The organism is Buttiauxella gaviniae ATCC 51604 (genome assembly GCF_001654835.1).
Taxonomy (GTDB): Bacteria; Pseudomonadota; Gammaproteobacteria; order Enterobacterales; family Enterobacteriaceae; genus Buttiauxella; species Buttiauxella gaviniae.
Map to the genome: position 1 here is coordinate 234,488 of NZ_LXEP01000004.1, position 11,468 is coordinate 245,955.

Annotated in this window: 13 protein-coding genes and 1 riboswitch; of the genes, 1 reads left to right on the top strand and 12 read right to left on the bottom strand. The window is 53.7% G+C overall.

Going from position 1 to position 11,468, the window contains the following annotated elements:
• Positions 1–49 precede the first annotated feature (49 nt).
• From M977_RS03280 to M977_RS03320, 9 genes are read right to left on the bottom strand one after another with little or no spacing between them, the layout of a single operon-like run.
• Positions 50–775, bottom strand: a complete 726-nt coding sequence (locus tag M977_RS03280) for a precorrin-3B C(17)-methyltransferase (protein ID WP_064512108.1) — start codon at positions 773–775, stop codon at positions 50–52.
• On the bottom strand, positions 769–1,830 hold the full coding sequence (cbiG, locus tag M977_RS03285) for a cobalt-precorrin 5A hydrolase (protein ID WP_064512110.1): 1,062 nt from the start codon (positions 1,828–1,830) through the stop codon (positions 769–771). Before cbiG ends, M977_RS03280 begins: the two co-directional genes overlap by 7 nt.
• On the bottom strand, positions 1,811–2,584 hold the full coding sequence (locus M977_RS03290; protein WP_064512113.1) for a cobalt-precorrin-4 methyltransferase: 774 nt from the start codon (positions 2,582–2,584) through the stop codon (positions 1,811–1,813). Before M977_RS03290 ends, cbiG begins: the two co-directional genes overlap by 20 nt.
• Positions 2,577–3,146, bottom strand: coding sequence for a decarboxylating cobalt-precorrin-6B (C(15))-methyltransferase (locus M977_RS03295; RefSeq protein WP_064512116.1), 570 nt, complete (start codon positions 3,144–3,146; stop codon positions 2,577–2,579). The genes M977_RS03290 and M977_RS03295 overlap by 8 nt, the downstream gene beginning before the upstream one ends.
• Positions 3,136–3,738, bottom strand: a complete 603-nt coding sequence (locus M977_RS03300) for a cobalt-precorrin-7 (C(5))-methyltransferase (RefSeq protein WP_064512118.1) — start codon at positions 3,736–3,738, stop codon at positions 3,136–3,138. Before M977_RS03300 ends, M977_RS03295 begins: the two co-directional genes overlap by 11 nt.
• Complete coding sequence (gene cbiD / locus M977_RS03305; RefSeq protein ID WP_064512120.1) at positions 3,732–4,880, bottom strand: cobalt-precorrin-5B (C(1))-methyltransferase CbiD; 1,149 nt, start codon at positions 4,878–4,880, stop codon at positions 3,732–3,734. The genes M977_RS03300 and cbiD overlap by 7 nt, the downstream gene beginning before the upstream one ends.
• The gene (locus tag M977_RS03310) at positions 4,877–5,509 is read right to left on the bottom strand and encodes a cobalt-precorrin-8 methylmutase (protein ID WP_064512122.1); all 633 of its coding nucleotides are present in this window, start codon (positions 5,507–5,509) and stop codon (positions 4,877–4,879) included. Before M977_RS03310 ends, cbiD begins: the two co-directional genes overlap by 4 nt.
• Positions 5,510–5,518: 9 nt before the next feature.
• Entirely contained in the window at positions 5,519–6,478 is a 960-nt protein-coding gene (cbiB, locus tag M977_RS03315; protein ID WP_064512124.1) for an adenosylcobinamide-phosphate synthase CbiB, read from the bottom strand.
• Entirely contained in the window at positions 6,475–7,857 is a 1,383-nt protein-coding gene (locus tag M977_RS03320; protein ID WP_064512126.1) for a cobyrinic acid a,c-diamide synthase CobB, read from the bottom strand. Before M977_RS03320 ends, cbiB begins: the two co-directional genes overlap by 4 nt.
• A 158-nt stretch (positions 7,858–8,015) precedes the next feature.
• Positions 8,016–8,187, bottom strand: a riboswitch (cobalamin riboswitch).
• A 160-nt stretch (positions 8,188–8,347) separates the two neighbouring features.
• Between M977_RS03320 and M977_RS03325 the strand changes: the two genes are divergently transcribed.
• On the top strand, positions 8,348–9,208 hold the full coding sequence (locus M977_RS03325; protein WP_064512149.1) for a GHMP family kinase ATP-binding protein: 861 nt from the start codon (positions 8,348–8,350) through the stop codon (positions 9,206–9,208).
• Positions 9,209–9,341: 133 nt separating this feature from the next.
• On the opposite strand, the gene M977_RS03330 is transcribed toward M977_RS03325, so the two are convergent.
• The 3 genes from M977_RS03330 to sbmC all read right to left on the bottom strand — a co-directional run.
• A complete protein-coding gene (locus tag M977_RS03330) occupies positions 9,342–9,662 on the bottom strand; it encodes a DUF496 family protein (RefSeq protein WP_064512128.1) in 321 nt (106 codons plus the stop codon).
• Positions 9,663–9,868: 206 nt separating this feature from the next.
• Positions 9,869–10,927 carry an FUSC family protein gene (locus tag M977_RS03335; RefSeq protein ID WP_064512130.1) on the bottom strand — a complete coding sequence of 353 codons (1,059 nt, stop codon included), beginning with the start codon at positions 10,925–10,927 and terminating at the stop codon, positions 9,869–9,871.
• Between the two features lie 88 nt (positions 10,928–11,015).
• Positions 11,016–11,468, bottom strand: a 453-nt coding sequence (gene sbmC, locus M977_RS03340; RefSeq protein ID WP_064512152.1) for a DNA gyrase inhibitor SbmC, incomplete at its 5' end; no start/stop codon positions are given.

Here is an 11,468-nt window from a genome sequence, read left to right on the forward strand (position 1 = left end):
ACGTCGGAAGTCGCTTCGCTATTGCGACCTACGAGAGACAGCGTTTCACTCACAGCTCGTAACCTCGGGGGGTAATCATTAAGCCGTTGCGAACAAAGGTCGTTTTGTTGCCGACGATCACCAGACTCGTCATATCAACCGGTTCAAAGTCCATCTCGCCAAAGGTGGTCAGCCATTTTTGTTCTTTCTTGCGCCCAGCGGCTTTCACGACACCCACCGGGGTTTGCGGGCGGGTAAATTCGCGCATTAATTCAAATGCCCGTGCCAGATGCGCTTCGCGGCCACGGCTGCGTGGGTTATAGAAGCAGATAACAAAATCAGCGGAAGCGGCGGCGATAATGCGCTTTTCGATAACCGGCCACGGCGTGAGTAAATCGCTCAGGCTGATATGGCAGAAATCGTGCATCAGTGGCGCACCCAACAACGATGCGGCAGCGATACTGGCGGTAATCCCTGCCACGAGGCGCACTTCAATATCCAACTGTTGTGAAGTCACCAGTTCCAGCACCAGCCCCGCCATACCGTAAATTCCGGCATCACCGCTGCTGATTAACGCCACTTTATGCCCGGCTTGCGCCAGTTCGATGGCGGTCTGGCAGCGTTCGATTTCTTTGCACATGCCGGTTTTGATCACCTGTTTGTCGCCGGTTAAGGGCTTCACAAGGTGGGTATACGTTTTATAGCCGACGACAATTTCCGCTTCTTGCAGGGCAGCAATGGCTTCCTGAGTCATCATGGCTTCACTGCCAGGGCCAATGCCGATTACCGTTAACATCTGTCTGAAACTCCTAAAGTTATGGTGACGCCCTGCTCTCGCACAGTGCGGCCGACCAGGTTTCCGTTGCTCATCAGCCATGCTGTTGGCTGTGACACGCTGCCAACACCCAGGGTCTGGCGCACAAATTCCGATGCCGGAAAACGGTGCTCATGTTGGGAAAGTTGATCAACGCTAAATAGTTCAAAAGGGATTTGATGCTGCTGTGCCAGCTCCAGCAGCGCAGGCTCATCTTGCTTGAGCATCACACTGCCGATGGCGCGCAACGCCAGCGGGTCAAAATGGTTTTCCGCCAGTTGCTGACGGAGCAGCGCGGCCACGGTTTGTGGCGGCGTGTCACGGCGGCAGCCGATGCCTGCGACGACGCGCTTTGGCACCAGTTTATAAACGGGAATAGTTAACGCAGGCGGCGAATCACGCAGCGTGACGCACACCAGCGCATCAAGCTCTGGCAATGCATCAAGGCTTTCGACCGGGATAAAGCCACGCGTGTCGTAACGCTCAGCATCTGGCGCAAATTCGCTGTCCCACCACAGGCCAACGCGCTGCTGGCTGACCAGCATTTGGTTGACCGTTTTCACCGCCAGGCGAAAACCCTGCATGGTGGCGTCAAGTTTTGCGGCCAGCGTATCGAGTGCCGCCAGTTGGTTAACGTCTGTGGCGGTGGTGATGACCGGATCGGCACCTAAAATTTCAGCCAGTTCACGGGTGAGTTCATTGGCCCCACCCATGTGGCCGGAAAGCAGGCTGATCACGTGTTCTGCACGTTCGTCCATCACCACCACCGCCGGGTCTTGCAGTTTGTCGCTCAGCATTGGCGCAATCACCCGCACCACAATTCCTGTCGCGGCGATAAACACCAGTGCGGAATACTGGCTAAACGCCTGCTGTACTGTTTGGGCAAAGCTACCGCCGAACGGGATAAAACCCGGTTGCAGCAGCTTTTCACTGGTAAAGCAGGTCACGGGTAATGCATCACGCAGACGTTGCGCTAAAGCCACGCCACCGGGCGTCAGGCAAAACAGCGCAATCGACTCAGGCTTTGCGGTATTCATGGCTGAACCCTGCGTCGTAAAGTTTCGAGTAGTGATACTCCTCACCCAAAAACGCCCCAACCATAATCAGCGCGGTTTTACGGATCCCGGCCTCACGCACTTTTTCTGCAATATCGCTCAGGGTGCCGCGCAATTCCTGGCAGTCCGGCCAGGTGGCTTTATACACCACAGCAACGGGTGTATCAGACGGGTAACCGCCTTCAATAAGGCGCTCTGCCACGCGGTTGATGCGCTGTACCGAGAGGAAAATCGCCATCGAGGTCTGGTGTCTGGCAAAGGATTCAAGTTGTTCAAGCGGCGGCATCGGCGTGCGGCCTTCGATACGCGTGATGATCAGACTCTGGGAGACTTCCGGCACGGTGTATTCCACGCCAAGCTGCGCGGCGGCTCCCAGAAATGCGCTCACCCCTGGCACTGAAACGTAGCCGATGCCAAGTTTGGAGAGGGTTTCACCCTGTTCACGAATTGAGCCATACAGCGAGAGATCGCCCGTTTGCAGGCGCACCACCAACTTGCCCGCTTTGACACCGTTTTCCATCAGCTCGATAATTTCTTCGAGATTGAGCGCGGCGCTGTCGTGGCATTCCGCGCCAGGCTGGCAGTAATCCAGCAGCTCCGGGTTGATCAGAGAACCGGCATAAATCACCACTTCGGCCTGTTGCAAGATGCGGTAGCCTTTCAGCGTAATCAGCTCTTTGTCGCCCGGACCTGCACCAACGAACCAGACTTTGCGGGTATCAAATAACTCAGTCATTGCTTCCTTCCTTGCGACAAGAGATCAAATAAGTGGGATTGTTCGGTTTGAAGTAGTGCCCGCTGCCAAGCGTTGTGAGGTTTGCCACCTGCAATTGCAGGCAGTCGAAATCGCTCACCGCGCACTGTTCAAGGTGAGTGAGCGCGCAGGTTAAGTTTTCGAGCAGGATGAAGGTCATCACCAGCCGTCCGCCGGGCTGTAAATGCGCCAGCGACCAGTCGATAAGTTCGGTTAGCTGCCCGCCGCTGCCGCCGATAAACACCGCATCGGCCATCACGTTCAGCGCAATCGGCGCGTAGCCACTGATAATCTCAACGTTCGGGCAGGCGAAAAGCTCGCGGTTTTCCGCCATCAGCGCCAGCGCGTCGGGGTTACGTTCAATCGCACTCACCTGCAATTGCGGGTAACGCATCGCCGCTTCAAGCGACACGCTGCCGGTGCCTGCGCCAATGTCGATAAACCGTTTAGCGTTGTGAAGTTGCAAGCGGTCGAGCGCCTGAGTGCGCACCACTTCTTTGGTCATCGGCACGCGTGCGCCACGTAAAAACAGATCATCTTTCATTGAGAATTATCACCACATTCATCGCGTAGCTTTGCGCCACATCAGCGGCTCGCAGGCGATGGATTCGTTCATCTGCTGACGAAAGTTTCTCGCCAATAATGAGAATGGGATTAAGGCCACGCATCAGAAATGCCTGGGCGATGGCATACGGCCCGATAATGGTGTCGGTCACCATTGCCACTTTTTGGTGCGCCACAATCGCTTTAAAATCGGGTTCACGCCCATGGCTGCTGGTGATCCATAAGTCGTTCATATCGACGGCGGCTTTGGCGCACAGATATTGAACCGAGCTAATACCGGGAATGATACGCAGCTGTTCTGGCGGGAAACTTGCTGACAGGCGTTTGCCAATGCCATAAACCAGCGGGTCGCCGGAGGCCAGCACCACGACTCGAAGATCGATTCGTGCACGAAGCCAGTCGATTAAGGCGTCGAGGTCGCTATCCAGCAGGTGCGTTTCACCGCTGAACTCAGGGAAAAGTGCCAGCTGGCGTGCGCCGCCGACCAGTATTTGCGCCTCACTGATGGCGTTGTGTGCCTGGAAGGTCAAATATTCACGGGCGCCGGGGCCAATGCCTGCGACGGTCAGCATCGCATTTCTCCAGCAAGATCCTGCGCAATCTCAGCCACCGGGCGGCTACTGCCTAAAACCTGGTTATCGAAGGAGAACAAAATGGCATCGCACTTTGGCGGGGATTGGGTAAAACGCAGCATCTCTTCCACGCGTTCACAAATGCGAATCGCCAGCCGTTCGAACACGCTTTGCCAGCCCTGTTCGCTGATGATTTCGAGTGCCGCTTCTGTGGTGTCGCAGCGGCTTACGGCTTCCAGCAACGCAAACGGCGCGCCCATTAATGCCAGATGCGCAACCAGCGTTTCCATGCGCCCGTCGGCAATGTGGCTGTGGGTGTGGAAAATCCCGGCGGCAACTTTCACCAGTTTGCCAGGATGGCCAATCAAGACGATGTGGCGATACTCAAGGCGCACCGCTTCCTGAATCATGTAGCCGACGAAATTGCTCATCGTCACCACGCATTCGCAGTCCAGCCCCAGTTGCTCGCGAACAAAACGCTCGCCGTGGTTCCCCGGCACCAGAATGACTTTATCCAGTCCGGCGGCGCGTTTCATTTCCAGCTCGAGTGCCAGCGAACGCTTCCAGCTCTCTTCGGACATCGGCATCACAATACCGGTGGTGCCGATTATCGAAATGCCGCCCAAAATCCCGAGGCGATGGTTGTAGGTTTTCTTTGCCCGCTCTTCACCTTCCGGCGCAAAAACTTCAATTTCGGCGCCACGTTCCGCGCCGATCACTTCACGCACTGCCGCTTCAATAGTCTGGCGCGGAGTGCGGTTAATCGCTGATTCACCAATCGGCAAGCCGATCCCTTTGCGTGTGACTTTGCCGACCCCGGTGCCGCCACGCAGTGTGATAACACCGCTGTCATTAAGCTGCACGCGGGCGAAAATCAGCATGCCGTGCGTGGCGTCGACATCATCGCCGCCGTCTTTACGGATTGCTGCCGTCGCCTGCTGGCCTTCGATAATCGGCATTTCAACATTGAGATGCAGTGTGACGCCCGAAGGGGTGACGATAGAAACCTGGTCAATCACGTGCTGGCGTAATACCATCAGGGCCGCGACTTTTGCCGCGGCAGTGGCGCATGAACCGGTGGTGTAACCTTTCCGGTATGCCTTGCCTTTATGCCAGACGCAATCGGCGGTTTGCTCGCTCACTGAGCCTCCCGCAAACGGTAAAGCAGCGCATTCACAATGGCTGCGGCAACGTTACTGCCGCCTTTGCGCCCACGGGCGGCAATGGCGGGTAAGCCGCTTTCAACCAGCGCTTCTTTAGACTCCTCAGCCCCGACAAACCCGACGGGCACGCCGATAACGGCTGAAGGTTTGGCCCCTAACTCTAACAAGCGGAACAGCGCGGTCGGCGCGTTACCAAAGACAAAGACTTTCTCGCCTTCTTCTTGCAAGGCGAGATCCACCGCCGCCATTGAGCGCGTCACGCCTTGTTCTTTGGCATGTGCCACCACGCGCGGGTCGCTAATAAAACAACGACAGCTGCAACCAAATTCCGCCAGCAGGTTTTTGTTGATGCCCGAAAGCACCATCGTGGTATCGGTATATAAAATGCATCCACGCTGCAAACTGGCGGTCAGTTTTTCGATAACATCGGGTGAAAACCACAAAATATCCAGCCACTCAAAATCGGCGGTGGTGTGAATAACGCGCTTGATCATCGCCTCCTGAGTGGCATCGTTAAAACGATATTCCGGGCGCTCAGCGGCAATAATCTCACTGATAATTTCAAAGCTGTTTTGCTCGATAAGCTGCGGTTGTTGCAAGTAGTTCATTGGGTGTCCTTAAGCGGTGCCAAGCGCGAGTGCGCGCAATGCGGCGAACAGCAGCAAAGCTTGCAGTGAGGCCAACATCATGAGTTGAATGGTGCGGGTAATATCGTCGAGCGCGATGCCGCGCCGTTCATCACCCATCCAGGGTTTTTCTACCCGTTCGCCAAAATAGGTGTTCGGCCCGCCGAGGCGGATACCCAGCGCACCGGCAACCGTGGCCTCAGGCCAGGCGCAGTTCGGGCTGCTGTGTTTATAGCGGTCGCGCCAGCCGATTAGCAGCGCCTGGCGAGGATTAGCTCGCAAGAAAAAGGCTGCGAGGGTAAGCAGCAACCAGCTCAATCTTGCGGGAATGAAATTAGCGAGGTCATCAAGCCGGGCGCTGACATAACCAATAGCGCGATATTTTTCGGTTTTATAACCGACCATCGAATCGAGGGTATTGATAGCTTTGTAGGCCAGGGCAAGTGGTGCACCGCCAATCATCAGGAAGAACAGTGGTGCAATCACACCATCGACACTATTCTCTGCCACCGTTTCGACCACCGCACGGGTGATTTGCGGGCGCTCGAGTTGCGAAGTATCACGTCCAACAATCCACGATAATTTCTCGCGACTCTGTTCTATCGTGCCATCTTTGAGTGCGCGATAAACTTCGAGAGCCGCGTCACTCAAGCAACGGGCTGCAAGCACGGTGTAAATCATCCACACCTCAACCAACCAGCCGAGCCACACAGATACCTGGTTTGCGATGTGCAATACTCCCCAACTCACACCCCAGGTCGTGCCCACCACAACCAGCCATAATACACCGCCGCCGATTTTCAGTGCACGGTCGCTTTTGCAGCACCGGCGTATCTGGCGCTGCATAAAGCTGATGAGATTGCCAATCCAACGCACTGGATGTGGCCAGTGATGCGGGTCTCCGAACCAATAATCCAATAACCACGCAACAGCCCACGCAAGGAGTGTCATAGGTGGTTCCTCGCAAGTGCTAACCAGCGATTGAGTAATGATGGACGTTGTGCGAAATGAACATGCAGGTAACTTGCAAAGGTCGCATGATGCTGAAAACCGCCCTGCCAGCGCGAAATAGCAACACCATCGCGCCATTTGCAACAATCGAGAGCTGCGGGTAATGAGCCGCTGAAATCTGAATAATGGAATTCGTGCCCGCGCAGGGTTTCGCCTTTTTTGGCAAGTAACGTGTCGTGTAATGCCGTGGCTTCGCAGTAACCAAAACGCGTCAGCCGTTTGCCCATCTGGCTGTGGCCTGGCAGCACGCCACACATGGCATGGGTTTCATCATTGCCGTCAGTCAAAGATTCACCCAGATACATCAACCCGCCACATTCGGCATACAGCGGAATGCGGCGTTGATGCGCTTCACGCAAGGATTCTCGCATGGCGGAATTGGCAGCAAGTTTTGCGCCATGGACTTCGGGGTAACCGCCGCCGAGCCAGATCATCTGGCAGTCGGGGAGTCGGGAGTCATGCAACGGGCTGAAACGCTGGATTTTCACCCCGGCCTGCTCGAGCATGTCGAGGTTATCCGGGTAGTAAAAGTTGAAGGCTTCGTCTTCCGCAACGGCAACGGTTAGCCCATGCGCTAAGGCTTCGTCAGCAATCTCGGGGGCTTCGCCGTGCGGCAGAGAATTTAGGTGAGATAACGCCAGCAGGCGGTCAATATCCACAGTTTCTTCAAGCTGCTGCGCCAGGCGCTGCCAGCGTTCATCTTGCGGGGAGTGTTCTTGTGCCGGAACAAGACCAAGGTGGCGCGAGGGTAAAGCTACATCGGCCATAACGGGTACTCGCCCCAACACCGGTAGCCCGCAATATCGGGTAATCGCATCGGCAAGCAACTGATAATGGCTATCGCTATTAACGCGATTAAGTATGACTCCGGCGATGTTCAACGTTGGGTCAAAGCGCTGGAAACCCATGACTGTGGCAGCAATAGACGTGGACACGGCTTTGCCATCTACCAGCAAAATCACCGGGCAACCGAGCTGTTTTGCCATAGCAGCACTGCTGCAATAGTTGGGGTCAGTTCCGTAACCATCGTACAGCCCCATCACGCCTTCGATAACGGCGACATCAGCGTGCTGCATTTGTTTTGCAAACAGACCGTTAAGGGTTGGCGTGGGCAGCATGAATGCATCGAGATTGCGCGAAGATATGCCGGTCACGGCACTGTGCCAGCCGCTGTCGAGGTAATCGGGGCCGATTTTGAAAGGTTGAACGCGCAGACCGCGCAGCATGAGGGCACGGAGCAGCCCGAGCGTGACGGTAGTTTTACCGCAGCCGCTGCTGGTACCTGCAATAACGAATGCTTGTTTCGCTGCCCCTGCCATAATTGCCTTTTGACTTACTTCGGCAAAATGCGGATGTCAGCACGTGCGCGCACCTTGCGGCTGCACGCATCTGATGACAACTGGCTTCCCACCGAAGGAGTTGTTGTGAGTCCAGATAATTCGCAGTGCAGGCAAGGCTCTGCAAGTTGAAGTATCAAAAGTATTCTGACGAGTCGGTCTTCTGGCTTAGCTTCACTCTCGCCCGCCCTTCCCAATCAAAGATCAGTGGTTACGCGGGTTCGTCGGCATCACAGCAGCGGGGGCTGCGGGGGATTGTCACCCCCTTCCCAGCCATGTTTGACACATGGCATAAACGAGTCAGTTGTATCGTGCATGATTCTCAAATTATCATGCACGTGAATATGTAAAAGCTGGCACAGTGTAAAAGCTAATAGATATTGAGTGTTGCGCTATAACAATTTTTACTGATTTTTTAAGCCCTGAGGTAATGAAATAATGAATCCCAGCATAAATGAGCGTTGCCCAAAAGATGGCTGAAGCGAGCTGCCCGGCATCTTGTGGGGAATTTATTCAGGGATGGATTAGCGGCAGCGAAAAACTGGTGTCCTGCCCGATAGACTGGTTTAGCACCGTTGAAGTGCGTGATGGTGCAAAAAAACCAACTGAGCGCCCGCGTATGCGCCAGATACTGGAACAGGTGGTGGCGTATTTTGGTCACCCCGCTGCATTATCAGAGAGCCTGAGCACCGCTCTGGAGTCCACGATCCCCGTAGGTAAAGGCCTTGCGAGCAGCACCGCAGATATTGCCGCAACGGCAGTGGCGACCGCCCGGTATTTGGGTGAAACACTCAGCGAATCCACCCTTGCGGCTTTATGTGTAAACATTGAACCGACCGACAGCACGATTTTTGTTTTGCCGACGCTTTTCTCCCACCTGAATGCGCAAACTCAGTTTAGCTGCCAGGCCGCGCCAGCTATGGATATCCTGTTGCTTGAAAGTGATACCACGATTCTGACTGAGGAGTACCGTCGTCATCAGCGCGAATCTGCGTTAATTAGCCATGCCGCAGTACTTGATGACGCGTGGCTTCGCTTGCAACAAAGTTGCAAGATGCAAGAGCCTCGCTTGTTGGGAGAAGCCGCCACGCAAAGCGCGATCGCCAGCCAGGCGTTACTGCCAAAACCGATGTTTTCGCAGCTGTTAGCGCTAGTTGAAGAGTTTGATTTATTCGGTGTGAACGTGGCGCACAGCGGGAGTGCTGTGGGGTTGATGCTTGATACCAGTAAGCATGATGTTGGGAAATTACTCTGGCAGATTAATCAGTTCGCTATTGATGTGCCTTATCCGCAGCAACATCTGGTGAAGACGATTGCAGGCGGCGTGCGTTAAGTTCTTGCGAAAAAAAACCGCCGAATCGGCGGTTTTCACAATTAACACTAATTTCCCTAAATAATTCAAGTTGCATCAAGGCGGCAAGTGAACGCAGCCAACGCAGAGGCAGCTCGAAGTATGGCGGGTAAATTTACTCGGGTTTGATTTCACCCATCACTTTCAGTTTTTTGGAAATTTCACGACGCTCTTTAGACAGTTCAGCATTCTTGATGATGTAATCATCAACACGGTCTTCGTAGTCGGTTTTCATGCTGGCAATGATGCCCTGAATAGCTTCAATGCTCATACCTGGCTTAATGTAGTCACTCAGGTTATCAAGAAGCAGAACACGTTTTGAGTTATCACGGATCTTTTTCTGAACGTCCTGAATCTCACGCTGCAGTTTGTTTTTACGACGGAACAGACGCACAAACTCAAGCACGTCCTGGAAAGAAGGTTTAGTTGGTTCCATTTTTATACCCCTGCTAATTTCATACTCGGATTCGTTAAGACAACCGCCATAAGATTACCTTAATGGTAGCGGCGGCCGCTGACAATTCTTTTATCCCCGTCCGTTCCGGGCTCTATAGCCAAACAGTACAGGCGATTAGTCTCTTTCGCTATCTTAACCTCAATTGGTGCTGAATCGAAACCAGCAATTCGCTCCGCACCCCGCAATTATTTACGTAACGCGCGGCAGATCAACTGCGAGAGTAATTCCAGTTGACGAGCAAGCTCCAGACTCAACCAGACATAACCGTGAATTGGGGTTTCCTGAAGTTTCCCATTTCCCCCTTCCTGCATGAGCTGGCGCAATTCGCTGACGATCTCGGTCAGCTTTTCGTTATTAGCAGAAATCGGTGATGGGTTACCGTCATGCAATGCATGGGCAATCGCAGCAAGTGTGCGTTGCGTCATCTGCTGAGTATCACGCAGAGTATGAGCATTGATCATCAGGAAATGGCTCTCTCGGGAAGCCCAGTAAGCATTGATTTGCAGCTCAAGCGTGCACACCATATTACGGCTGACAGTTTGTATCGCTTCGAAAATAGATTTCTGGATGTGCGTTTCTTTGCTGCTCGGCCCAATCAGTGCGCGCATTTTCACTACATCGGTCAACACCTGATGCAGATGTTTTTCCAAACGCGGGCGCTCCAGCAAGTTCGGAGAAAAACCTGCGTTATAAACCCGACCAAAGGCGGTGACGAAATTCGCCATTTGAATGCGCCAGTGGATAAACGCACGCTGCGGATAAATACTGGTAAATAGCATTGCGAGTAATGATCCGAAGATAACATCACCACTGCGCCACAACGCAATTTCCATATCACCAGCCGGTGCACCCACTACGACTGCGAGGGTAATACCAATCAGCAGAGCCTGATACGGGCGTTTCCCCAGCGCCAGGTAACCGCAAATAAACATCGCAAAAGCGCACCAAACCAGCATCAGCGGCAGAGAAAACAGCTCCAACCTTAGCGCAATAAGCCCCATGGTTGCGCCACAAATGGTGCCGCCAATACGTTCAAAGGCGCGAGGTACTACATTTCCCCAAAAGGATATTGGCCCCATCACCACCACTAAAGTGATTAATGGCCATGTGCCTTCCGGAACTTTCAGAAGATGAACTATGAGAAAGGTAAGAACAAATGCCAGCGCGATACGAACGCCATGCACAATTCGGTAGTTGCGATAAACGCGTAGTTCAAACGGACTTAGTGATTTGTCGGGGCGCACACCCGGCTCTCCTGAAACAAAAGCGTGATTGTACCTGTTTTTTAAGTGTGGGCATCACAAAGTTAGGGGGCTTACGCCCCCTTCAGCTTCACTCTTGATCTGCAACCGGGATATACATATCAACTTCCCACACTCCACTTTCAGAGCCATCATTCAGATAGTGCTCAAAGCAAGGTTTGCCGGTTAACTGGAAGCGGTTATCTGCAAGGAGACTATCAAAGAAGAGATTCCATGGTTTAGCGAAATCGCCGTCGTCGACTTTTGCACGCGCGACGGCATATTGCCCTGCTTCAATGCGTGTAGTGATGACACCTTCACTGTTTTCAGGCACGGTAAAATCTTCCGCAACAGAAACAACCGTGTCGCAACGCAGCTTTTCCGCAGGTACAACATCTGGGTTATCGTAGTAAACCGCCAGCCACTCTTCACCGACGACTTTATGAGATTTAACCCATAGAGAAAGTTGCTCAAATCCTTGTTGAACCGTTTTTTCCCACGGCCCTACCATATGAAAACCCGCTACTTTTCGCTCATGAACTTG

Excerpts from the sequence above, each read along its gene's own strand:
- M977_RS03280 (WP_064512108.1), bottom strand. The coding sequence starts at position 775 with ATGTTAACGGTAATCGGCATTGGCCCTGGCAGTGAAGCCATGATGACT.
- cbiG (WP_064512110.1), bottom strand. The coding sequence starts at position 1,830 with ATGAATACCGCAAAGCCTGAGTCGATTGCGCTGTTTTGCCTGACGCCC.
- M977_RS03290 (WP_064512113.1), bottom strand. The coding sequence starts at position 2,584 with ATGACTGAGTTATTTGATACCCGCAAAGTCTGGTTCGTTGGTGCAGGT.
- M977_RS03295 (WP_064512116.1), bottom strand. The coding sequence starts at position 3,146 with ATGAAAGATGATCTGTTTTTACGTGGCGCACGCGTGCCGATGACCAAA.
- M977_RS03300 (WP_064512118.1), bottom strand. The coding sequence starts at position 3,738 with ATGCTGACCGTCGCAGGCATTGGCCCCGGCGCCCGTGAATATTTGACC.
- M977_RS03310 (WP_064512122.1), bottom strand. The coding sequence starts at position 5,509 with ATGAACTACTTGCAACAACCGCAGCTTATCGAGCAAAACAGCTTTGAA.
- cbiB (WP_064512124.1), bottom strand. The coding sequence starts at position 6,478 with ATGACACTCCTTGCGTGGGCTGTTGCGTGGTTATTGGATTATTGGTTC.
- M977_RS03320 (WP_064512126.1), bottom strand. The coding sequence starts at position 7,857 with ATGGCAGGGGCAGCGAAACAAGCATTCGTTATTGCAGGTACCAGCAGC.
- M977_RS03325 (WP_064512149.1), top strand. The coding sequence starts at position 8,348 with ATGGCTGAAGCGAGCTGCCCGGCATCTTGTGGGGAATTTATTCAGGGA.
- M977_RS03330 (WP_064512128.1), bottom strand. The coding sequence starts at position 9,662 with ATGGAACCAACTAAACCTTCTTTCCAGGACGTGCTTGAGTTTGTGCGT.